Origin of the sequence: Paenibacillus glucanolyticus, from assembly GCF_037333485.1 — a bacterium.
Lineage (GTDB): Bacteria > Bacillota > Bacilli > Paenibacillales > Paenibacillaceae > Paenibacillus_AQ > Paenibacillus_AQ glucanolyticus.
Map to the genome: position 1 here is coordinate 3,189,046 of NZ_CP147845.1, position 22,211 is coordinate 3,211,256.

Genomic DNA, 22,211 nt, shown 5'->3' on the forward strand with positions numbered 1-22,211 from the left:
CCGATATTCACCTATCACTTCGCTCATGAATCATTCCACCTACCTTATCGTATGATGGTTACATAGAAAGGTAAGGGTGTACAAAAAAAGTTGAATGTGGAAGGGGGGAGCAGCATTTAGTACTTATCAACTACAGCCCCCAATGTAATCCCTCTCACATAAGGTTTTCCACTGAGTACCTGAAACTCTTCTGCTGTCCCTGTAACAACCACGCCCAAAATACGAACATCACTCGCATCCGGTTTAGATTTATCTTTCTTTAAATAATTGTAGATTCGCTTGAAATCATAATGGTAGTTTCCTTTCAGCTGAACTCCCCGTTCCAAAGCATCAAGAAACGGCTGTTCCGTTGCTTCAATTGCAGGTTCGGTTGGGGAGATGCCAAATCCGTGAGCCCATGACTCTGAATGAGGAATTGCGTAGCTCTTGTTCCCGTTTCCATCGATATAGGGTTCATAAATTTTTTTGTTATCGTAGGTGTCCACCCAATACCAAGTCTGGGTTAGTCCTGAAGGAGTCAGCTGTTTCACCTCACTTAATGAATAGCTTTTGTCAAAAGAAATGGCCATTTCAACCAGCTTTGCTGGATCCATTTCCTGAAGCAGGGGGAGATCATTAAGGATTTTGCCGTTATAATCTACTCCGGGAATATAAAACAGCATTTCTCGTTGCCCGTTCAGACCATTGTAACTGCGTGAATACTCATAACTGTTTTTTTGCATGTGAGCATCGGGTATTGAAATGCTTTGCTTGGTACTTCCAGACAAGGAAGCGAAACTGCTTTTTGTTATACCACTTTTGTTTTTAACGAAAGCGATAAATCCCTACAATATTTTAGGTATTTTTAATATTTTCCCACTTTTTTCTTAAGCAATCTTATCTATTCTTAATGCATTGGGAAACGTAACAAGCCAGGATGGAGGTCTGAAACTTAACTGAGAAAGGATGGATCGGTCAATCATGAAAAAATGGCTCCGTAAGGATGCTTCGGCGGCCATGTTGTTTCTCGTGCCAAGCGGTATCGGATTTGCACTCTTTTATCTTATTCCATTTGTCATGGGCGTGTACTATTCCTTTATGAGCCAATTGGTGGACGGTCATTTTGTGGGGCTCGATAATTACGTGGAACTGCTTGGAAGTGGTTCCTTCCGCAAGGCGGCATCCAACACGTTTTACTTCAGCGCGGTCAGTGTTCCGCTTATGGTCATGCTGTCCCTGGGATTAGCGATGCTATTGAATAAAAATATATATATTCAAAAATGGCTTCGGACAGCTTATGTCATGCCGCTTGTTGTGCCCGTCGCCTCCATCATCATGATCTGGCAGCTGCTATTTGATTGGAACGGCTCCCTGAACGCCTGGCTGAACAGCTATGGATATGAACGGGTGGATTGGATGAAGACGGAATCGGCACGTGGGGTCGTAATCATGGTGTATCTATGGAAGAACATCGGTTACAACGTCATTTTATTCCTGGCGGGGCTGCAGCAAATTCCGAAGGATTACTACGAAACGGCCCGGATTGAAGGGGCTGGTCGTTTACGACAATTCCGAAGCGTGACGCTGGTCTATCTGACTTCCACCATGTTTTTTGTTGTGATTATGTCCATTATCAACTCATTCAAAGTGTTTCGGGAAACGTATCTGATCGCAGGTGATTATCCTCATGACAGCATTTACATGATGCAGCATTATATGAACAATATGTTTGCATCACTCGACATTCAGAAGCTGACCGCAGCGGCCTCCTTGATGTTTGTCTGTATTATGCTGATCGTCCTGGTGCTTTTTGCGATTGAACGACGGCATCGACAGTACATGGAATAGGAGGTGGAGCGAAGTCTGTGCGAGTAGTCTACATATTGAAAAAAAGTGCTTTAACGTTTCTCATGGGCGTTATTGCTGTGATCTTAATATCACCTATTGTGATTACATTCACAAATTCATTGATGACAGAACTGGAAATTGAGATCAATTATGGCCTCATCGGGCAAATGAGTGAAGCGACTCCAGGTAGAGACGGCTCCTTTGCAAACCTGAAACTGATTCCGGATAAGGTGTCTTTTGCACAATATGGGGAGGTGTTCATCGACAATCCGAAATACTTGACCATGTTTTGGAATTCCGTGTTCATGGTGGTGCCAATCATTGCGGGCCAGACCCTCGTAGCAGCCCTAGCTGCCTATGCATTCTCCAAGCTGAAATTCCGCGGCCGGGATCCTATGTTTCTTGTATATGTCATGACGATGCTCATGCCATTCCAAGTAACGCTGGTACCCAACTATATTATGGTCGATAAGCTTGGCATGCTGAATACCACAGGCGCCATCATCTATCCTGGTATTTTCGCAGCATTTGGCGTGTTTATGCTCAGACAGTTCATGCTGGATATTCCCTATGCCTACATTGAAGCTGCCAAAATGGATGGCGCCGGGCACTTGCGGATATTTATGACGATGATCGTTCCGATGATTAAGCCAGGACTGTCCGCTCTCGTGATTTTGCTGTTCGTTGATTATTGGAACATGGTGGAACAACCGCTTGTTTTTCTGGACGACCCATTCAAGCAGCCGCTGTCCGTTTTTTTATCCAGTATCCATGATAGCGAGCGGGGGATTGCCTTTGCTGCATCCTTCCTCTATATGGCCCCGATGGTGATGTTATTTCTGTATGCGGAGTCGTATTTTATTGAGGGCATTCAATTGTCAGGAGTTAAGGGTTAACTTTTCAGGGCGGTTTTTAGGAGGAGAAAAAAGGATATGGAGTTAGGAAAAGGGGTTGCTGACCAAAGACGAAAGCGAATCATTCAAATCGTGTTCATGGGTTTTATGGGATTGCTGCTGTTCTTCACATTGTTCAGTAACACACTGCAATCACTCACCTTGCCGAAGGTGACTACAGAACAGCCAAAAATGGGAGGCATCGAGTTAGCAATTGAGGGAAGCGGAATCATTCAGTCGATTGCTGATGCTAAACTATCCAGTTCAACGGACTGGAAGGTTCAGCAGATTCTCGTGAAAGAAGGGGAACGTGTTAAGAAGGGGCAGAAGCTCATCACCTATGATAGTCAATCGGCAAGTCAAGAAATAGAAGTTGAAGTAACGAATCTGGAAAAGCAGAGAATCGAGCATCAGAATCTTCAGGACCAGTTTATTCAGTCGTCCATCGATGAAGATGAACTTAAGCTGCGCAGCGCAAAACGTGAAATTGAAAAAGGTAAACTTGATATAGTTGCGCAGGAACGCAAGATCAACCAGATGAGAGAACGTCTGTCAAAAGATCAAGTACTGACGGCTCCGTTCAACGGGATTGTAACCAAGCTGAATGCAGTAGAAGGACTGTCATCTGCGGGCGAGCCGGATGTCATTATCTCGAACAGCAGCCAAGGCTACCGATTTGAAGTGGGTGCGGATGCCAAGCGCTTGTCCAGCATAGGGGTATCCATCGGAGAGCGGATTGAGGTTGAGGTAGATACAGATAACAAGCAGCGAAGCAGTGTCATGGACGGTGTCATTGAAGAAATAACCAATGCGGAGCCGCTTATAGAGGGGGGATCGGATGAAGGAGCGGTGACGACAACCGTCCCTCAAAAGATCATTCGCATTAAGATCATAGATGCCAAGCTGAAGGGAGGTGAGCAGGCTCGAATCAAAATCGAGAAAAGCTCACTCGAAAAAGGACTGCTTGTTTCAAGCGGCGCTGTTCATCAGGATCGGGAAGGCATGTATGTTTTTGTGGTTGAAGAGCAGCCAGGTGCACTCGGTAATGTATTTGTTGCCCGTAAAGTGAACATTGAAATCAGTGAAAAGAATGACAAAGAAACGATGATCCAATCCGATCGCATCTATGAAGAGGATAAGATCATTCTGAAAAGCAGTGAGCCTCTGCAAGATGGAAACCGTATTCGATTGGAATAGTGAGGCGTTTCAATAAGAGAAGATCAGGAGGAATTTGTATCATGAAAAAATGGCTATCGATCATTTCAATGGGTGTTATTATCGCAAGTTTAACCGCATGCGGCTCTGGAGAAAGCGGGAAGGCGGGTCAGTCCACAACGAAAGAGGGAAAAACGGTGCTCACCCTGTCGCTGTTAGAGTCGAGTCCGTTCTATAAGACGCTGGAAAAAAAGTTTGAAGAGAAACATCCGGATATTGATCTGCAGATCCATGAATCTAAAGACTACGAGAAGTATCGAAACACAACGAATACAGCCATGTTATCGGGAAAAGGCATGGATATCATTGAAGCTGACGTCCTGCCTCTTAATGAATATGTGAGCAAAGGTTTTCTTCTCGATATGAATGATTTACTGGAGCAAGAACAGACGTTGAACAAAGACGATTTACAAACCACTATTTTGGACGGTTTGAAGGTGAATGAGGGGGTTTACGTGATCCCTTCGGGCTATTCCTTCAGTGTGTTTGTAGGTGACGGGGACATGCTGGGCAGCGCCAATGTGAAGTTCGATGATCAGACCTGGAACTTGAAGGAGTTCGAGCAAGTTTCGAAGGAAGTTATCCAAAAGAATCGTGGTGCCGATGAACTTTATGCGTTGGCAGACTATCCGCCGGAATACCTTTTTCAGGAAATGTTATTTACGAACTACACTGCGTTTGTTGAGGCTTCCGCCAAAAAGGCAAAGTTCGACTCGCCCGAATTTGTGGATCTGCTCCAGCAAGCTAAGAAAATGTCTGACGATAAAATCATCACATCAGAAGTGGCAAAGGCGGGCAATCAATTGTTCTACTCCAGCCGGATCGGATCACCAACTGATTTTATCGAAGGCCCTTATACGATTTTTGATAATCCCAAGCTATTGCAAATACCGCAAGCGGGAGAAGCCGGAGATCGTACAGGCGCGAGAGTTGTTCCTTTGTCTCAGTTCGTAATCAATGCCAAAACGCCGGTAAGAGATGAAGCCTGGAAGTTCATCACTTTCTTATTGTCGGAAGAAGCACAATCGATACAAGAAAGAACAGGGTTCTCGATGCTTAAATCCGTGAATGAAAAGATGATCAATGACCTTCAGGAAAAAGTGAAAAGCGGCGATTATACGCTTTCGAATGGGGAGCAGGCAAAAGTATCTGATGAACAATTTACCGTGTTTAAACAAATTGTTGAATCCGCCGATCAATACGTGGAACTGGATGCTAAAGTGTTAAACATTGCCCGTGAAGAGTCCTATGCGTTCTTCAGCGGACAGAAGACTGCGGAAGAAGTGGCTAAGCTGATCCAGAACCGGGTAACCACCTATTTAAACGAATAGGAAGATGACAGGAAGCAGCCCACATACGTGCGCTGCTTCCTATTTCACAGAAGAGGGAAAGCGAAATATAGATTTTTTTATCGGGAGGTACATTTATGCACAGGCCAAAAAAGACAGGCATGGCAGTGGTGCTATGCGCTGCGGTGTTGAGTCAATCTTTTGCCTTTGACACATACGGGGCATCCGCAGCGGATTCGTCTGTTTCCAAATCTGCAGCAGCGTCTATGTTCACACTGGATAAACTCGGCTCGGTCACATTGAAGCAGAGCGTCAGTGTGAAGCTGACGGATATGAATATTTTTGCTCAACCTGACGGGAATATCCTCACGTATACACTTCGTTACAGTAATAACAGTGGCAGCAGAGTAGATCTTATCGATTATTTTTCCAAGGTTTCCACGCCGAGTGGCGCCATCGTAAAAGGAAAAGTTGTTACGAGTGATGCTGATAAAAGAACGGTGCCTGCGAACAGCAGTCAATCCGTGACGTATTATGTGAACATTGTACGATCGGCACAGGTAAACGGAATAAAGGTTTCCATATTCGGATGGGATTTTAGCAGCGCCACTTATGAGAAGAAGCTGGGAGGTTTCACGATTCCGGCTCAGTACTCATCTGTAGTTCCTGTAGGCAAGAGCAAGAAGATGAAGATGAATAATCTTTCAGTTACGGCCAAGGCAGACACGGTACAGAGGTATAAAATCCATGGAAAAGTATATATAAAACTGGGGATGAAGCTCTCAAATGGAGGAACCGAGGTGCTTAGCGATCCAGGATATAAAGCATATCTCAAATCGGCCGGCGGCTCGATATTTGAACTCTTGCCCGAATCGGTTAGCACTGGTTACAAGCTCCAGCCTCAGGAGAGCAGAGTCATTTATTATTGGGCGGAGATTCCTTCCACGATGAAGACGAATGGTATGACATTGCAGCTGGCGCAGGAAGACGAAGCTTTGAAAATACATCTTCCGGTGCAATCGTTCAAACTTTCTGCGGCAGCTTCGGATATCGCCGTGGCTAAAGGCAAAAGCACAAAGCTTATGATGAAACAGCATCCTGTGACAGTGAAGGCAGAAAGAATGCAGCGTATGAAACATAACGGGAAAGTGTATTTGAGAGTCGGGGTCAATTTTGCAAACGGAGGTAAGAAGGTGCTAAGTGACCCTGGATATAAAGTACAAGTAAAGTCGGCTGGCGGCTCGGTATTCGACCTAGTGCCTGAGGACGAAACAGGAGGCAGCTTCAAGATTCAGCCAGGGCAGAAGCGAACGATTTATTATCTGGCAGAGGTTCCGTCCACACTCAAAACCGATAATATGACGATGCAATTCATGCAGGAAGATGAAGCATTAAAAATGACGCTGCCAGTAAAAACCTTCAAGCTGCCTTCCGTTACGGCTGATGTGCCTGCAGCGGATTATGCCGTCAAAAAAATATCCGTTAATGACCTTATGATTGAAACGCAGTTGAAACATGCTTCCGTATATGCTGAGAACGAAACCGGGAAATGGAGCCTACAATTCCGAGTTAAAAATCTTGGTGAAAAATCATTGAAGCTGCCGGCGTATGAGCTTTCCATCCTCACGAATGAAGGATACAGCATCCCGGTGAATGCGAAGGCACTTGCCAATGTTACACTGAAGCCGTTAGAAGAAAAGCTGATTGATCTCAATGCAGATGTACCATTGAACATGAAACAGAATATGCTGCAGCTGCAATTAACGGAGCCTGCGGTGGAAGGGAGGATCAGCTTCCCGGCTGCCCACTATAAAATTCCTTATGCTCAGGAAGGTAAAAGCCATCTGGGCTCAGAGAATGTCATCGAGAACGACCATGGGACATTCGGCGTAAAGCTGAACTCATATCAGCGGCTGCCATGGGGAGATGGGGATCAAATTGCAGCCCGTATCAGCATTCGTAACACCAAAGCGTTAACCGTACAGCTGCCGGAACTCAAAGCCCAAGTTAAGGCTGATATGCGAGACCTCAGCAGTACAGCTCAAATCGTGATTCCGAATGATCAGACGACTCTGGCGCCTAATGAAACCGTAGAGCTGTATGTACTTGCCAATGTACCGTATTCCTACAAATTTAATCAATTACGAATTGAGCTGCAGGAAGTTTCAGGAGAGGACGTCACGAGGTTTCTGTCACTAAATACCCGGGCGGTCAACAATGTGGTGAACCAGGTTGCTGCAGGCGAATCCTATCGTATCGATACTCCAGGCAAGAAAGCGGAGGTCCGTGAACGAATGAGTACCGTCTACCAAGACAGCAGCTCCAATTTGATCTACACGGAACTGGAGATGACCAGTCAGGAAACACGTCAATCCAAGCAGGCGCAGCTGGTGGCTTACTACAAAACACCGGATAACGAGTATTTTGAGGCAGAGGTCAATCAATCGTCCGTCAAGACAGGCCCGAACGGAAAAAATTTGGTTACCGTTTGGAGCAAGCTTCCGCTGAATGTGAATACTTCACAGCTTGTATTGTATGTCGGCGAAGGTGTAGCAGGCGAAAAGTTGACAGATCAGCGGGAAGAATCAACGGAAGTTATTGGATCGATCAATACGGTGGGATTAGCACTTAGCCCTAGAGCTTTCCAACCAGCAACGAATCTAGGGAATGTGGAATTGTTTCCTTATAAACTCTCCATTACGAGAGGAGAAGCTAGACTTAGTGAAGGGAAAGACACGCTTAATACCGCTATTCATTATAACCTCTCCAGGAATGGCGATTACGAGACAGGTGAATATGAACATAAACTCATTATGGAGATGATTGACCCGACCGGACAATCCACGGAGAAGACGTTAACACTCGGCACCGATTTGACCATCGGCAGCAATAAATCATACACCATTACATTGAATAACGACTTCCGCAAAAACGTAAGTGGAGGGGGAGTTCGCATCAATCTGTATGATGAGTTCCAAGGGCGGAGAATGCTGCTTGGAAGCCAGTCGTTTCCGATTATTTATGAAGAGAATCAGGGGAACAAGTCGGATAGCGATTAAATACGATCTATATAGGTTGAACTAATGAAAAGAAGAACCTCAACGGAGAAGACGGAATTATTCTGGAGAAGCGGTAGCGGTCGCCCGAAAGCTTTCCAAAGGAAAGCTCGCATCGGAAGCATATACTGCACCCGGATTTCAACCATTTTTAAATAGATTGATAGAAATCTGGGGGCAACAGTGATCGGAGGAATAATCCGTATTCGTAGTGATGCTCTGGCTGAGAATCTTTAGTTTAACTTATATAGACATAACTCTTTAAGAATTCTAAAAGGATTATTGAGATATTCCTACTAGACTGGTATAGTCGGGAGGTGCTTACAAGCTGTTGGATTGAATTACTGAACCCTCCTGCTTGTAGTCTCAAGTTTCAATAATGTTGCAAAGTGAACGAAGAGGATGGATACGATGAAGCGGATTACAATTCTCGTTGCAGACGATGAGGCAGAAATTGCGGACCTGATTGAGCTGCACTTAAAAAAGGAAGGCTATGATGTCCTTAAAGCGGCGGACGGGCAGGAGGCGGTACAAGCAGCTCAGACGCATTCCGTCGATCTGGCGATACTGGATATTATGATGCCCAAGCTGGATGGTTATGAAGTCATCCGGCAAATTCGGGAACAACATCACATGCCGATCATTTTTTTGAGCGCCAAAACGTCCGATCTTGATAAAATTGCTGGGCTGGTGAGAGGCGCAGACGATTATATGACCAAGCCCTTCAACCCGATGGAGCTGATCGCGCGCGTGAATGCCCACCTTCGTCGTTATATGCAAATGAGTCAACCGACGACTTCCGGCAAACTCGCGCTGGAAGCGGGAGGGGTGGTCATTTACCCCGATCAGCGGATTGTGACCCTGTACGGCGAAACGATCGAGCTGACGCCCAAAGAATTTGACATATTGCACTTACTGGCCAGTTACCCAAAAAAGGTGTTTAGTACCGAAAATATATTCCAGCACGTATGGGGCGAGGCCTACTTTGAAACAAGCAATACGGTTATGGTGCATATTCGGACATTGCGGAAAAAGCTGCATGAAGATACAAACAAAAACAAGCTGATCAAAACGGTTTGGGGGGTAGGCTATACGTTCAATGGCTAACTTGATACGAAGCTTCCGCTCCAAAATGATTGTGCTCTTCGGCTTAAGCATGCTTATATCCGGCATCATCATGTTCGCATTATACAAAATTCTGCAATACTATTACCGAACTCAGGTCAAATTCGAGGATCCGCTGGCTTATGTCCGCTTGTTCATAAGAACGGTCGGGGACATTAATTTTTTTCTGATATTTTTTATCCCGTTGGCGGTCTTTTTTTTCTTACTGCTTACGAAGCCTTATGTGGCTTATTTTAATGAAATTTCTGCGGGGATTCGGCATCTCGCCAACGGTGATTTTGACAAGCGGGTTTCGATCGCGTCCCGGGACGAATTCGGGGATATCGCGGCGGATATCAATCTGACCGGTGAGATGCTCAAGCAAGCGGTGGCGAGAGGGGATTTTGCCGAGAGCAGCAAAGATCAGCTGATACTGAATTTGGCCCATGATTTGCGTACACCCCTCACTTCCGTTATCGGTTATCTGGATTTCATTCTCAGGGACGAGTTATTGACCCCGGAACAGGTTCGGCATTATACAGGCATTGCTTTCGCGAAGTCGAAGCGCCTGGAGAAGCTGATTGATGAATTGTTCGAAATCACGAGAATGAATTACGGTATGCTGCCGGTCGAAAAAGCACCCATCGATTTAAGCGAGCTGCTGACGCAGTTGAGCGAAGAATTACTTCCGGTTTTTGAGAAAAACAAATTGAAAGCCCGATTGTTTGTTACTCCGCATCTGATCATTTCGGGTGATGGTGACTTGCTAGCACGCGTGTTTGAAAATTTGCTGACCAATGCGATTCGGTACGGCAACGACGGTCAGTTTGTCGATATTCACGCTTTCCTTGAAGCAGAAGTAGCGGTAGTTCAGGTGATTAACTTTGGCGACCGCATCCATCCGAACGAACTGCCGCATCTATTCGACATGTTTTATACTGGCGATAAATCCCGGAATCATCGGGAGGGCAGCACAGGCCTCGGCTTATTTATCTCGAAAAATATCGTGATGCAGCATCATGGAACGATTACGGCCGACAGCAGCTTGATTCGTACAGCTTTTGAAGTACGGCTGCCGCGAGGCATGCAGATACCTGAATAAAAAATGATAGGACTGACTATGAAAGGGGGCGCGGAGGGAGATTTGCGGAAATATGTATGGGTATGGTTATGGTTCGGTTTATTAGCTGTTATCGGCTTGGCCGCTTATGGCGCAAGCTCCTCGATTGACTTCCAGTCATCCGGGAAATTTGAGATTAACGGTAAAACCGTGAGGCTTCCTGTAATTAACTACAACGGAAACGTCTACGTCCCGCTTCGCCTTGTAGGGGAAGAAATGCATTCCGAAGTTTATTATGATGAGAACAAGGAATTAATCTCGATCAAACAGCACAGCTTAGCATTCGATGAGCAAATAGAGGCACCCGTTCCATCCATTGCTTATGAGCACGAGTATAAGGATGGTAGCGTATGGATGCAGGAGATTCCGCTGCTGCAGGGAAACTCCTGCTGGAATGGATGTCTGGAAATGAACGATCCGGTAGTACAATGGGTGTCTGAAGCCGAGTATCCACCGGTTCGCATGAAGCCTGGATCAAATCTTGTCATCACTTATCCGACTGGATTGGAGCCTGACGGATTGATGATATCTAACGTCCTTGATACGGGCAACGGCACAGAACAGTATATTGAGATGATGGCGGATAATCATCGAGTACAGCTGCCAACGGAACAGGGATTTTATACGATTTTAGTTAATTCGGACTGGGAGAGAGGATTCACCTCGTATGCTTTTGTTATCCATATTACGGACTCCGATGATCTAGGCGATTCATCATGAATCAGAAGCGTTAGCGAATGCGTCGGTGTCACTTTTCAAAATTAAAAGTCTAAAAACCCCATCATGTTTTCATGATGGGGTTATATTCATTGTCAAACTGCCTGACTGGACACTTCAATGCTATTCATGATCTATCCGTTTGTACTAAGCGCCAACAACCGTTTTAGATTATCGTCGATAAATTGATTATCGGCACTGTTGATCCCGCGTCCGGCAAAGTGGCCCCAGATCGACTCGATCGGATGAAGAACAGCATTAGGCATAAGTTTAGCCTCGTATTCGTTATCGTCGGCCGAGCAGAAGAGATCCGTGCTCCCTGGCATGATGCAGGCCAGTGCTTGAATACTTCTGAGCGCCTTATCGAAATCTCCGTTATAGGAGGGGGTTGCGCTAATATCTGCATGTTGTCCTGTCCATAACATGGCCAGGACATTGTGCGGATCCATCTTCATAAAGCTATCTTCCCAGACGCCAGTCATAAAATCCGCCAAGGATTCAAACCCCATCTCACGATAAAGTCCCTCTCTGTAAAATGCCTGCGATACGCCCCATCCTGCATAGACTCGACCAACGGCACGCATGTCGGCAGAAGTCAGCTGATGGAGTTTACTTGAGTCGAAGTGGACTGCAGCCAAGAGCGCGGCTTTCATTCCGTCCAGGACTACATTCGTGTGGGGCCAGGTCTTGGCTAAGCCGGCGAAAGGTGCAATTCGTTCCACCATGTCGGGATAACTTGCCCCCCATTGGAAGGCTTGAATACCTCCCATGGACCATCCCACTACAAGCGCGATCCTTTGAATGCCGAATTTTTCGGTTACCAGCCGATGTTGTAATGTAACGTTGTCATAGATGGTTACCTGCGGAAAATGGGCCCGGTCGAACGGGGGAGGCGTGTTGCTGGGTGACGAGGATAATCCATTGCCCAGCAGATTTGGAACGATGATGAAATATTTGTGCGGATCCAGTGCCATGCCGTGTCCGATCAGCCATTCGTTCTGGACATGCTGGTCGCCAAAAGCCGTTGGATAGACGATGACATTATCTTTCTTTTCATTCAATGTTCCATAAGTCTTATAAGCAAGAAAAGCGTCCGGTAGCGTTACTCCTGATTGCAAGGTTACGTCACCCAAATCATAAATCTCATAATCCATCGTGTTGTTAACTCCCTTCAAAATGAAACCAACTTGTAGAATGTATTTCTTGTGATTAGTATAGATCTGTTATACTCTCAATAAAAGTGAATGGATTTCAAAACAGCATTCAATTTTATTGAAAGTAAAAGTAAAAGGGGGAAGGCATAATGGAATTGCGCCAACTGAATACGTTCCGCACGGTTGCTTCAACATTAAACTTCAGTCGCGCTGCGGAAGTGCTGAACTATGTTCCTTCCAACGTCACGATGCAAATAAAAGCATTGGAGGATGAGCTTGGTGTTCGCCTCTTTGACCGCTTGGGCAAGCAGCTCGTTCTCACAACGGCGGGTAAGCGTTTTTTAACTCATATTCAAGGAGTTCTAAACCAATTGGACGAAGCTCGCAGCGTTGTACATGACAATGAACATCATCTAAGCGGCACCTTAACGATAAGTGCCAACGAGGTTATATGCGCCTATCGGCTTCCAGCGGTCTTTCAATTATATCGCTCACGTAATCCGGGAGTACGCCTTATCTTCCGTTCCGTACCCAATCAAGAGCTCAAGCAGACGCTCTTTGAGGGAACCGCGGATGTTGTCTTCATGTTGGACGAACCTATTCGATCGAGCGGACTTGCAGTGGAACCGCTGCAGGAAGAAACGTTCCGCTTATTCGCTGCACCAGATCACCCGCTCGCCAAACGAAGTGTGCTGCAGCTGGAAGATTTTCACGGGGAAGTGTTCCTGACGAATGAAAAGGGTTGTCCCTATCGAACCATGTTTGACCGGTCATTTGAGAAAGAGGGCATTGATAGTATCACGTATTTAGAGTTTCAAAGTGCCGAAGCCATTAAACAATGTGCAATCTCGGGAATCGGTATTGCCTTTCTTCCTGAAATAACGACGGAAGCCGAGGTTGAACGGGGAGAACTTGTTGCTCTTCCATGGCAAATTCCAGATCTGCACGTGTATACACAGATGTCATGGCATAAAGACAAGTGGCTATCACCGATCATATTATCTTTCATAGAAGCTGCAAGGGAGGTTATTGCAAGCGTGGAGGAGGATAAAAACCGCATACGACATCCAAGGGATTAGAGCTGACGACCCTTGAGGAATACTTTATAGGCGCGGCGATTGCTCATATTTATTCGAGAAAGATTGGTTGTTGGACCGTTAGTTGCGGAAGTGTTGCCAAAATTCGCAGGACAAACAAGGCCCGTGAATGGATTACGGGCCTCTTCTTCATGAGTTACAGACTTATGTCTCGGCTCGAAAGGTTTTGCCTAAAGCTTGGCCTAGACCATAATAGTGCCGGAAATTGTAGATGAGCGGACTCCATTTGCCTGGGTCAATGTGTTGTTCATTCTTCATGATGTCCTGATGGGCATGCACATGCACAGCCTGCGTTTCTATAATGGCAAAAAAGGGTGAATCCTCAGGCACCCGAATGTGATTTACCCTGGCTTCAATCTGGATCGGACACTCCAGAATACGAGTCGGCCTGACAACGACGGAATCCACTGGCGTTAATCCGCTTCGTTCAAACTTATCTTTTTCATATGTAAATCCGCTCTCAAGTTTATAGTCCGGAACAGGATATTTCCCTGTCAATGGGGCTAATTGTTCGACATTCTCCCATAATGAAGGGTCCGGTATATTGATGACGCATTCAGGATGTCGTTCCAGATTCTCAATCGCTTTACCCCCAAGGCCGATGCCTAGAATGATATATTCTCCCAGCGCCCATGATGAGGAGATTGGACTAATATTAACGGTGTGATCTTCATTTAGCGTGTTGAGCAGTATAACCGGGGTTCCATAATATAGGATTCTCGGTTTAATTATTTTTGTGTTTATCTTTTGAGCGGTTTTCTTCATACCATCGTTCCTCCCATGAACTATTCTATCTCCACTCATTGTAAAATAAAAAAGGTTCGATGCTCATCGAAATATGGATTACATTAGGGGGGAAGAAGATGAATCCGAATCCAAACATATCACAGATCGCCTCACTGGTAAGCGATGCATCGAGAGCAGCCATCTTGACCGCCTTGTTGGATGGGCGATATCATCCGGCAGGAGAACTAGCGCATATGGCAAATATTAAACCGCAAACGGCCAGCTTTCATTTATCCAAAATGGTTACAGCGAATCTGGTCACCGTTGAAAAACAGGGGAGGCATCGTTATTACGGAATAGCGAATCAGGAAGTAGCCCAGATCATGGAGACCCTTTTATCCATATCGCCACCTGTTGAAATAAGATCATTAAACCAAGCCTTGGAGCATAAAGCGATACGCCATGCAAGGACATGCTACGATCATCTTGCAGGGAGTCTGGGAATCCAGTTGACGGATTCGCTTCTCAGCGCAGGAGTCTTATCCGATGTGGGCGATCAATTTACGGTTACAGAAAAGGGAGTTGCCTTCTTCCAGACATTCCAGATCGATCTGGGACGCGTGAAGAAAAAGCGCCGCTCCTTCACGCATCGATGCCTGGATTGGAGTGAGAGACGTCATCACCTTGCCGGAGCATTAGGCCATGCCCTGCTAGAAAGGCTATTAGAATTAGCTTGGATACAACGCATGCCAAAAACCAGGGCTATTTCTATCACACCGGAAGGCAAAAGGGGGCTAAAAGAAACATTCCATATTGATATCGAATAGGCACCATACACATGGGGCAAGCCTATCGCGTGCGCTGTGACGGGATACAATCGTTCTGGAAGCGATGCTTAACCAAAGGGGCTTGAGATCCCGGAGAGGTTTACAAAAACTGTCTGTACCAGCATGAACATGGGCTATCTTCCCGGAGCCGCTGCTTTTGCGGTTTTTGGGCTACAAGTTCTTGTTCCGAGTTGAGGACAAGAACTTGTTTTTTTTCTGTAGAGGACAAAACTTGTACGAGTCTAAAGTGAATACAGATTCAACGATCCTGGTTCTTGACTCCCCACTCACATAAGCCTTCCAAAACAGGCAATAGGGTTTCCGCTTTCTCTGTGAGACTGTATTCCACCTTAGGGGGAACTTGAGGGTATTCTATCCGTTTTACCATGCCGTCTGCCTCCAACTCTTTAAGTTGTGAACTTAACATTTTATAAGTGATAGCTCCGATCTGCCTTTTCAGATCATTAAAGCGAACCGTCCCGTTCTCGGCGAGAAGGTAGATAATGACCATTTTCCATTTCCCGCCAATCACCGATAAGGTATAACCAAATGGCGTATCTTGAATATTTCTAACCTTACCTTTAAATTCAGCCATACTCATGTTTACACTATCCTTTCTGGAAGTACCTATCTAAAAAGCATATACTGTTTTTTTGTATGATTACATTTTAAACTAGATCTACTTTAAGTAAAGGGGATTATGAGTCCGTATGCTAATCTTTTCTTGAATGATTATTGCGAAATAAAGGCACCAGACGGACTAACCTTAGCCATTGCATAAATGTTGTACAATGAAGTCAGGTAAACCATTGCTTGCGCACACATGCGCTGCAAACGGAGAAAGGACAATATCAATATGGAAAACGTATCTATTTCAGATCAGTTGGAATCCATAAGGTCTCTGCAATCGACAGTCAGCAAACTCAAGAATGCCCTGTCCCAGATGAATCAAAGTGGTGCAAATACTACTCTCGTAAAGAAACGACTTCAAGCTGTTTCTATTGGCTTATCCATGCTGGAGCACGTTTGGAATCAAAGCCCCCATCATCACGGCCAGGAAGAATTAGCAGCTGCTCGCCATGTTATAAATGGTTTATTACCATCCATCCAGAACAGCTACGCTAAGTCTAAGGCTGGCAGTCCCCAAAGAACGCTTCTGGAAAGAAGAATGAGAGCGTTGGAACTTGCTGTTCAAGCGATTGACGATTACACCTCATAAGAAAGGGGAGGGAGTATTCGGGGGCATGAAACGATCGATTCTGTGAGGCTGGAAAAATAATTTATAAAAATAGTTGACGGCACCACTACTCGGTGTTACGATGTACGTGTAATAAGTAATACTAAATAGCGTGATTTCCATAAGCTACGGAGTAAAACTTCCCTTGGAACTATGTTGTACTGAATATATAGGTCAGACTAATTAGAGGAGGGACGAAATAAAGGAGGTTCTGAATATGGACAATTTAACTGAAATGCTGAAGGGTTCGCTGGAAGGCTGCGTATTGGAAATCATCAGCCGCCATGAAACCTATGGCTACGAGATTACCCGCCGATTGAACGATCTAGGGTTTACCGAAGTCGTGGAAGGGACAGTCTACACCATCCTCGTGCGATTAGAAAAGAAACAGCTGGTGAACATCGAAAAGAAGCCGTCAGATATGGGGCCGCCCCGCAAATTTTACTCGCTTAATGAAGCTGGCCGCCAGGAACTTGAATTGTTCTGGGAGAAGTGGGATTTTGTATCATCCAAAATCAACGATTTGAGATCAAAGGAGGATAAAAATTAATATGATGGAACTGTTCAAAAAATTGATCGGTGATAAAAAAGAATACAAGATGATGATGGCACGGGTGGATGCCCTGCCAGAGGATTATCAGTTCGTATTTAAGAAAATTCAAAACTATATGTGGAATTTCGCAACGGGCAGCGGAATGGATATGCTGAACATTCAATATGAATTAATCGAATTGTTTGAAGGTGGTGCGGCGGAAGGAAGACCAGTGCTGGATATCACCGGAGACGATGTGGCTTCCTTCGCCGATGAATTAGTCGCAAATGCGAAAACCTATGTCGCCAAATACCGCGAAGATTTGAATCAGAGCATCCAGAACCGGTTGGGAAAAAATAAATAAATAGATCATATCGACTGATTAGCTGGTTACCCAATGTGAATTGCCGCCTTCGCTATTCAGTTATATTTTTGGTCCGGTACTAAGTAATACTTATTATAAGTCAGACTAAATAGCTTATGAGGAGGAAGAAAGTATGAGTCATGCAGCAATTTCTGTAAAAGAGTTGAAAAAATCCTTTAAAGACAAGGAGGTCTTAAAGGGGGTGGATTTTAAAGTGCAACGTGGTGAGATATTCGCCCTGCTGGGCTCCAATGGAGCGGGCAAGACGACCACGGTGAACATTCTCTCAACGCTGATGAAGCCAGATGGCGGCGAAGCTCGGGTTAGTGGCTTTGATGTGCAGCGTCAACCGGATGATGTTCGCCAGAGCATCAGTCTGACAGGACAATTTGCAGCTATAGACGGCATGCTCACCGGGAGGGAAAACCTGATCATGATCGCCAAGTTGCGGGGCGTTTCCAATCCCGATCAAGTTGCCGACAATCTGCTTGCAAGATTCAGCCTGACTGATGCGGCCCATCGCCGGGCAGACCAATACTCCGGTGGGATGAAGCGCCGGATTGACATCGCCATGAGTTTGATTGGAACGCCAGCCGTCATTTTTCTCGACGAACCGACGACAGGACTTGATCCCGAAGGGCGAATTGAAGTCTGGGATACCGTCAAGGAGCTTGCCGGAGGCGGCACGACGATCTTGCTGACGACCCAGTACCTGGAGGAAGCCGAACAACTGGCAGACCGTATCGCCATCCTGCATGGCGGGAAAATTATCAAGACCGGTACCCTTACCGAACTCAAAGCGATGTTCCCGCCAGCGAAAGTGGAATATATCGAGAAGCAGCCGACGCTGGAGGAAATTTTCCTGGCGATGATCGGCAATAAGGAGGGAATGTAAATGAAAAGCAACACAGGGATATTACTTGGGCGTTTAATGCGCAACATCATGCGCAGCCCGGATACGATTATCACGGTGGCAATTACGCCGATTATGATGATGCTGTTGTTTGTCTACGTATTAGGGGGGGCCATAGAGACCGGCACGGACAACTACGTCAATTATTTATTGCCGGGAATCTTGCTGATGGCTATCGCATCGGGTGTAGCATACACGAGCCTTCGGCTGTTTAATGATGTAAAGAGCGGGCTGATGTCGCGTTTCATTACCATGCCTATTAAGCGCTCGTCGGTATTATGGGCGCACGTATTGACTTCGCTTGTATCCAATGCGCTTACGATTGTAGTGGTTTTCCTCGTAGCGCTCCTGATGGGCTTCCGTTCCAGTGCGAATATCCTGGATTGGCTCGCGGTAGCGGGTATGCTCGGACTGTTTACACTGGCGCTGACATGGCTGGCGGTCATTCCCGGATTGACGGCGGGGTCTATGGAAGGGGCGACAGCCTACTCGTATCCGTTGATTTTCCTTCCGTTTATCAGTTCGGCTTTTGTTCCAACCGAGACTATGCCTACCATTGTCCGTGTGTTCGCTGAGAACCAGCCCGTGACTTCCATCGTGAATGCCATTCGGGCCCTCTTGCAGGAAGGGACTGTCGGCAACGATATCTGGATCGCACTTGCCTGGTGTGTCGGTATCATGATTATCGCTTATTTCTTTGCAAGTAAAGCATTTAAACGCCAGTTAGGCTAAATACACCGTGATGGTTATTACATCAATTGAGCAGAACTTTTAAAATCAGATGAAAATAAGACAGAGGCAGCCGACCCGATGGAGCGGCTGCTTTTGCTCATATTACGGATGAATCTATAGCAAGTCATACTACTAAGCAATCAATCCTCTTTCCCCCATCAGGAACAGCTCATTCATCAAAAAGCATACACATACACCTTGGTGCATAGCGCATCCCGGCACGTGATGGTACGCAGCGGTACCTTGCCTGGCAAAGCAAAACAGACACTAATCACCCTGGCACCAGCCGGCAGTTCCCGGATGAATTTGTCCACGAGAAGATTCATCGCTCCGGGGAATAAATAACAGATCACACAATCCGCATGTTCATATGAACGGCTGTAGATATCGCCACGAATGAATCGCAGCCGTCCCTCCAGAGAATTCCGACTGCCTCTGGTCTGTCGAATGCGGACATTTACAAACGCAAGCAGCTGCGATGACCACAAGGGGACGAGTGAGTTTTCAATACCCGTAAGCCGTTTCCCAGGACAAGACCTGACCACGTCCAGAGCCAGCGTTCCCCACCCGGAGCCCGCTTCAATCACATTACCGTAACCGGGAATGCGGTTTACTTCCTGAATAACGACCTGTCTGACATGACTGGATGCAGGCATGGGCGAGATTCCGTTTTTCCAGCTGACCAGCACGATGGAGACCACCAATATAAGTGTCACCAGAGCAATCAACCATAGTATGAATTGAAATATGACCATAACCTCAACCCTTTGTATTTAAAATAAGAGGCTTTTACTTCTACATCATAACAAGAGAAGCTCCCCCAGGTCCAAATAGGCAGTGTTGAATTTTATGTCACGACGTGATATAGTCGTGACGTGATATATATAGTTGTGACATAGTTGAACAATACAAAGACAAGTGAGGTGGAAATTCTGGACATTGAAAAAGTGCTGAAAAAATATATACCCATGACTGAAACGGCCTTTTATATTCTTCTGTCCTTGGCTGAACCGCGTCACGGATATGGAATTGTTAAACACGTGGAGGAAATTTCCAATTCGCGAATCCGATTAGGTTCAGGTACTGTATACGGAACTTTAACAAAAATGCAAAAAGACGGGATAATAACCGTATTTGCCGACGAGGAAAGAAAAACGGTATACGGAGTGACTGAGATCGGACAAAAATTAATCATGGCTGAGATCGACAGACTTAAAGAGCTGTACCAGAATGCATTGAAATATGGGGAGGGTTTTTATGATAACAAAGATTTTTAGGCCATTCTGGAGTTATGATGTACAGAAAACCGAAGAGTGGCTCTCCTCTATGGCGGAAAAGGGTCACCAATTAGTGAAAATAAATAAAGGTACACGGCTTTTTATCTTTGAGCAAGCTGAGCCGAGAAAAAGAACGTACAGGATCGGATTCGACAAAATCCAACCCCATTTGCTTTCTAAAGTTTTATTAGATGATGGATGGGTGAAGATTCTGCAAAGTGGAAGGTGGTATGTAACGGCGAATGAACAACCTCAGGAATTAATTAAGACCTTCCCAGTACGCGAAGGCATAGTCAAGCACAATAAGTCGATAGGGTACATCTTCGCAAGTGTTTTAATCTATTTAACGATCATTGTTATGTTTAATCTTATCATCCGCTCGACATTGTTTTTTCAAGATGTACCGGTTCATTTTGTCGAAAGTCCTCTTTGGATTTTAACATACAGTTCAATGGGCATTGGAATTGCCCTATGGGTACTTGCACTTTATTCTGTTATGAAAATTAACAAGATCAACAAGAAATTGATCGCAGAAAACACACATCGAAAGAAACTCCAGGGAAGCGGCACCGTTGAAAGAAGGTTAAGCCAGGATGAAGAGAAGTGGTTAATGCGTTCAGGTCAACTAGTGGTTAAGAGAAGAATTGCATGGATGTATGCTCCGGATAAGCTTGAAAAGTGGCTTGAAGCAATGGAAGAACAGGGGCTTAATCTTTTTCGTGTTGGTAAAACAGGAACCGTTTTTTATTTTAAAATAGGAAGTCCTCGCAAAATAAGTTATTGCGCGGATTATCAAAATAATACAGATGAAAGCTACTTCGATATTCATAGAGATGCTGGCTGGAAGAGTGCTTATGTTTCCACCTCATCCTTTCAAAAATGGACTCTATGGAGCCGTGAATACTCAATGGGCGAGGAAGAACCACAAATCTACAGTGATAAATCACATCAATTAAAACATGCTAGACGTATAGCCGTCACCTATTCTTGTATGTTCATTCCATTAGTCATTTTTAATATTTTATTCATAGGGGCAAATATTCATCAGATGTTCAACTACAATCTGGATAAAATTGAACTTTTAAACATGATTTTGTTTGTCATATTAATCTTAATCTATGGTTCGTTCTCAATCAGGACTTGGCTGTACTACAGGCGACTAAGTAAGCGTTATAATTACAATATGTGACTATAATGGCGTTTTCTCGTACGGAGTAGAACATCGTCTTATTAACTAAAACACGAAGGAGGGACATGGATATGCAATATGGGCCTGATCCTCATGCAATCTACCCTAATGAAGCAATTAAAAGCATATGCTATATTAAAAACGTTGTAACACGTCCCAATATTATTGTTGGTGAATATACGTATTATGACGACATAAACGGTGCTGACGAGTTTGAAAAGCATGTCACACATCACTATGAATTTATTGGAGATAAACTGATTATCGGAAAATTTTGCGCAATAGCAAAGGGAATTGAATTTGTCATGAATGGTGCAAATCATAGAATGCAGAGTGTCACTACCTATCCATTCAACATTATGGGCAATGGTTGGGAGAGATCGACTCCAGCACTGGAAGATTTGCCCTTTAAAGGTGATACTGTAATTGGAAACGATGTGTGGATCGGACAAAATGTTACCGTAATGCCAGGTGTCCATATTGGTGATGGAGCAATTATTGCTGCCAACTCTGTTGTTGCAAAAGATGTCCCTCCTTACCATATTGCAGGCGGGAATCCCTGCAAAATAATTAAGAAAAGATTTGATGACGACCTCATCAATGATCTCCTGGCCATTAAATGGTGGAACTGGCCAGCTCGTAAAATTTTTGATAATCTTGAAGCCCTATGCAGCGGGGATCTTACAATAATCAAGGAAATTAAATAACTCATTATAAACAGAGTGGGAAGTCGAGAATAAGGCTTCCCACTTTGCTGTTCGGTGGAGTAAAGATATACTTTCTAATACAGGAAAAATATGGTTTAATTGTATTACGCGTTTGGCACCAAGCACCGACAGCCGTAGATAACATTCCATTTGCGCTCAAGACAGTCCTCCATCTTTAGTCGGGTTAACTAAATCCATACTTCATGGCCCCATTCTGCATGTTCATAGAATCCTC

The 22,211-nt window shown here is 45.1% G+C and carries 23 protein-coding genes; 18 read left to right on the forward strand and 5 right to left on the reverse strand.

Annotated elements, in window-relative coordinates; all coding sequences use genetic code 11:
* Positions 1–116 precede the first annotated feature (116 nt).
* A complete protein-coding gene (locus tag WDY75_RS15170; RefSeq protein ID WP_148247218.1) occupies positions 117–767 on the reverse strand; it encodes an anti-sigma factor C-terminal domain-containing protein in 651 nt (216 codons plus the stop codon).
* Positions 768–960: 193 nt separating this feature from the next.
* Between WDY75_RS15170 and WDY75_RS15175 the strand changes: the two genes are divergently transcribed.
* The 8 genes from WDY75_RS15175 (at position 961) to WDY75_RS15210 (ending at position 11,224) form a co-directional block, all read left to right on the forward strand.
* Positions 961–1,827, forward strand: coding sequence for a carbohydrate ABC transporter permease (locus WDY75_RS15175; protein ID WP_063480774.1), 867 nt, complete (start codon positions 961–963; stop codon positions 1,825–1,827).
* A 17-nt stretch (positions 1,828–1,844) separates the two neighbouring features.
* Entirely contained in the window at positions 1,845–2,723 is an 879-nt protein-coding gene (locus tag WDY75_RS15180) for a carbohydrate ABC transporter permease (RefSeq protein WP_063480726.1), read from the forward strand.
* 36 nt (positions 2,724–2,759) lie between these two features.
* Positions 2,760–3,917, forward strand: coding sequence for an efflux RND transporter periplasmic adaptor subunit (locus WDY75_RS15185; protein ID WP_063480727.1), 1,158 nt, complete (start codon positions 2,760–2,762; stop codon positions 3,915–3,917).
* A gap of 41 nt (positions 3,918–3,958) precedes the next feature.
* A complete protein-coding gene (locus WDY75_RS15190; protein WP_063480728.1) occupies positions 3,959–5,266 on the forward strand; it encodes an ABC transporter substrate-binding protein in 1,308 nt (435 codons plus the stop codon).
* Positions 5,267–5,361: 95 nt separating this feature from the next.
* Positions 5,362–8,283 (forward strand): hypothetical protein, encoded by a 2,922-nt coding sequence (locus WDY75_RS15195; protein ID WP_063480729.1) that lies wholly within the window; start codon positions 5,362–5,364, stop codon positions 8,281–8,283.
* A gap of 408 nt (positions 8,284–8,691) precedes the next feature.
* Complete coding sequence (locus WDY75_RS15200) at positions 8,692–9,387, forward strand: response regulator transcription factor (protein WP_063480730.1); 696 nt, start codon at positions 8,692–8,694, stop codon at positions 9,385–9,387.
* Positions 9,380–10,486, forward strand: a complete 1,107-nt coding sequence (locus tag WDY75_RS15205) for a sensor histidine kinase (protein ID WP_063480731.1) — start codon at positions 9,380–9,382, stop codon at positions 10,484–10,486. Before WDY75_RS15200 ends, WDY75_RS15205 begins: the two co-directional genes overlap by 8 nt.
* Before the next feature lie 42 nt (positions 10,487–10,528).
* On the forward strand, positions 10,529–11,224 hold the full coding sequence (locus tag WDY75_RS15210; RefSeq protein ID WP_338842202.1) for a stalk domain-containing protein: 696 nt from the start codon (positions 10,529–10,531) through the stop codon (positions 11,222–11,224).
* Positions 11,225–11,355: 131 nt separating this feature from the next.
* Here WDY75_RS15210 and WDY75_RS15215 read toward each other — a convergent pair whose 3' ends face one another.
* On the reverse strand, positions 11,356–12,375 hold the full coding sequence (locus tag WDY75_RS15215) for an alpha/beta fold hydrolase (RefSeq protein WP_006210318.1): 1,020 nt from the start codon (positions 12,373–12,375) through the stop codon (positions 11,356–11,358).
* A 149-nt stretch (positions 12,376–12,524) separates the two neighbouring features.
* On the opposite strand from WDY75_RS15215, the gene WDY75_RS15220 reads away from it, so the two are divergent.
* Positions 12,525–13,454: a LysR family transcriptional regulator gene (locus WDY75_RS15220; RefSeq protein WP_063480733.1), complete on the forward strand. Its 930-nt coding sequence runs from the start codon at positions 12,525–12,527 to the stop codon at positions 13,452–13,454.
* 162 nt (positions 13,455–13,616) lie between these two features.
* Here WDY75_RS15220 and WDY75_RS15225 read toward each other — a convergent pair whose 3' ends face one another.
* Positions 13,617–14,237 (reverse strand): flavin reductase family protein, encoded by a 621-nt coding sequence (locus WDY75_RS15225; RefSeq protein ID WP_063480734.1) that lies wholly within the window; start codon positions 14,235–14,237, stop codon positions 13,617–13,619.
* A 98-nt stretch (positions 14,238–14,335) separates the two neighbouring features.
* Between WDY75_RS15225 and WDY75_RS15230 the strand changes: the two genes are divergently transcribed.
* Entirely contained in the window at positions 14,336–15,025 is a 690-nt protein-coding gene (locus WDY75_RS15230) for an ArsR/SmtB family transcription factor (protein WP_063480735.1), read from the forward strand.
* A gap of 259 nt (positions 15,026–15,284) precedes the next feature.
* On the opposite strand, the gene WDY75_RS15235 is transcribed toward WDY75_RS15230, so the two are convergent.
* Positions 15,285–15,626 carry a winged helix-turn-helix transcriptional regulator gene (locus WDY75_RS15235; RefSeq protein WP_006210310.1) on the reverse strand — a complete coding sequence of 114 codons (342 nt, stop codon included), beginning with the start codon at positions 15,624–15,626 and terminating at the stop codon, positions 15,285–15,287.
* A gap of 255 nt (positions 15,627–15,881) precedes the next feature.
* Here WDY75_RS15235 and WDY75_RS15240 point away from each other — a divergent pair, with 255 nt between their 5' ends.
* The 5 genes from WDY75_RS15240 (at position 15,882) to WDY75_RS15260 (ending at position 18,803) form a co-directional block, all read left to right on the forward strand.
* Complete coding sequence (locus WDY75_RS15240) at positions 15,882–16,244, forward strand: hypothetical protein (RefSeq protein ID WP_006210309.1); 363 nt, start codon at positions 15,882–15,884, stop codon at positions 16,242–16,244.
* Positions 16,245–16,479: 235 nt separating this feature from the next.
* Positions 16,480–16,812, forward strand: a complete 333-nt coding sequence (locus WDY75_RS15245) for a PadR family transcriptional regulator (protein ID WP_006210308.1) — start codon at positions 16,480–16,482, stop codon at positions 16,810–16,812.
* A gap of 1 nt (position 16,813) precedes the next feature.
* Positions 16,814–17,158 (forward strand): DUF1048 domain-containing protein, encoded by a 345-nt coding sequence (locus WDY75_RS15250; RefSeq protein ID WP_006210307.1) that lies wholly within the window; start codon positions 16,814–16,816, stop codon positions 17,156–17,158.
* A gap of 133 nt (positions 17,159–17,291) precedes the next feature.
* Positions 17,292–18,053 carry an ABC transporter ATP-binding protein gene (locus tag WDY75_RS15255; protein ID WP_006210306.1) on the forward strand — a complete coding sequence of 254 codons (762 nt, stop codon included), beginning with the start codon at positions 17,292–17,294 and terminating at the stop codon, positions 18,051–18,053.
* Entirely contained in the window at positions 18,054–18,803 is a 750-nt protein-coding gene (locus WDY75_RS15260) for an ABC transporter permease (RefSeq protein WP_006210304.1), read from the forward strand.
* A 176-nt stretch (positions 18,804–18,979) separates the two neighbouring features.
* On the opposite strand, the gene WDY75_RS15265 is transcribed toward WDY75_RS15260, so the two are convergent.
* A complete protein-coding gene (locus tag WDY75_RS15265; RefSeq protein WP_006210303.1) occupies positions 18,980–19,558 on the reverse strand; it encodes a class I SAM-dependent methyltransferase in 579 nt (192 codons plus the stop codon).
* Positions 19,559–19,726: 168 nt separating this feature from the next.
* On the opposite strand from WDY75_RS15265, the gene WDY75_RS15270 reads away from it, so the two are divergent.
* The 3 genes from WDY75_RS15270 (at position 19,727) to WDY75_RS15280 (ending at position 21,976) form a co-directional block, all read left to right on the forward strand.
* Entirely contained in the window at positions 19,727–20,080 is a 354-nt protein-coding gene (locus tag WDY75_RS15270; RefSeq protein WP_006210302.1) for a PadR family transcriptional regulator, read from the forward strand.
* Positions 20,061–21,269: a DUF2812 domain-containing protein gene (locus WDY75_RS15275; RefSeq protein WP_063480736.1), complete on the forward strand. Its 1,209-nt coding sequence runs from the start codon at positions 20,061–20,063 to the stop codon at positions 21,267–21,269. The genes WDY75_RS15270 and WDY75_RS15275 overlap by 20 nt, the downstream gene beginning before the upstream one ends.
* 71 nt (positions 21,270–21,340) lie before the next feature.
* Positions 21,341–21,976 carry a Vat family streptogramin A O-acetyltransferase gene (locus WDY75_RS15280; RefSeq protein ID WP_063480737.1) on the forward strand — a complete coding sequence of 212 codons (636 nt, stop codon included), beginning with the start codon at positions 21,341–21,343 and terminating at the stop codon, positions 21,974–21,976.
* Positions 21,977–22,211: the final 235 nt, after the last annotated feature.

Bases quoted from the DNA above. Each gene is read 5' to 3' on its own strand.
- WDY75_RS15255 (WP_006210306.1), top strand. From the start codon at position 17,292: ATGAGTCATGCAGCAATTTCTGTAAAAGAGTTGAAAAAATCCTTTAAA.
- WDY75_RS15185 (WP_063480727.1), top strand. From the start codon at position 2,760: ATGGAGTTAGGAAAAGGGGTTGCTGACCAAAGACGAAAGCGAATCATT.
- WDY75_RS15280 (WP_063480737.1), top strand. From the start codon at position 21,341: ATGCAATATGGGCCTGATCCTCATGCAATCTACCCTAATGAAGCAATT.
- WDY75_RS15190 (WP_063480728.1), top strand. From the start codon at position 3,959: ATGAAAAAATGGCTATCGATCATTTCAATGGGTGTTATTATCGCAAGT.
- WDY75_RS15225 (WP_063480734.1), bottom strand. From the start codon at position 14,237: ATGAAGAAAACCGCTCAAAAGATAAACACAAAAATAATTAAACCGAGA.
- WDY75_RS15230 (WP_063480735.1), top strand. From the start codon at position 14,336: ATGAATCCGAATCCAAACATATCACAGATCGCCTCACTGGTAAGCGAT.
- WDY75_RS15215 (WP_006210318.1), bottom strand. From the start codon at position 12,375: ATGGATTATGAGATTTATGATTTGGGTGACGTAACCTTGCAATCAGGA.
- WDY75_RS15205 (WP_063480731.1), top strand. From the start codon at position 9,380: ATGGCTAACTTGATACGAAGCTTCCGCTCCAAAATGATTGTGCTCTTC.
- WDY75_RS15220 (WP_063480733.1), top strand. From the start codon at position 12,525: ATGGAATTGCGCCAACTGAATACGTTCCGCACGGTTGCTTCAACATTA.
- WDY75_RS15200 (WP_063480730.1), top strand. From the start codon at position 8,692: ATGAAGCGGATTACAATTCTCGTTGCAGACGATGAGGCAGAAATTGCG.
- WDY75_RS15260 (WP_006210304.1), top strand. From the start codon at position 18,054: ATGAAAAGCAACACAGGGATATTACTTGGGCGTTTAATGCGCAACATC.
- WDY75_RS15275 (WP_063480736.1), top strand. From the start codon at position 20,061: ATGATAACAAAGATTTTTAGGCCATTCTGGAGTTATGATGTACAGAAA.
- WDY75_RS15195 (WP_063480729.1), top strand. From the start codon at position 5,362: ATGCACAGGCCAAAAAAGACAGGCATGGCAGTGGTGCTATGCGCTGCG.
- WDY75_RS15235 (WP_006210310.1), bottom strand. From the start codon at position 15,626: ATGAGTATGGCTGAATTTAAAGGTAAGGTTAGAAATATTCAAGATACG.
- WDY75_RS15240 (WP_006210309.1), top strand. From the start codon at position 15,882: ATGGAAAACGTATCTATTTCAGATCAGTTGGAATCCATAAGGTCTCTG.
- WDY75_RS15175 (WP_063480774.1), top strand. From the start codon at position 961: ATGAAAAAATGGCTCCGTAAGGATGCTTCGGCGGCCATGTTGTTTCTC.
- WDY75_RS15245 (WP_006210308.1), top strand. From the start codon at position 16,480: ATGGACAATTTAACTGAAATGCTGAAGGGTTCGCTGGAAGGCTGCGTA.
- WDY75_RS15265 (WP_006210303.1), bottom strand. From the start codon at position 19,558: ATGGTCATATTTCAATTCATACTATGGTTGATTGCTCTGGTGACACTT.
- WDY75_RS15250 (WP_006210307.1), top strand. From the start codon at position 16,814: ATGATGGAACTGTTCAAAAAATTGATCGGTGATAAAAAAGAATACAAG.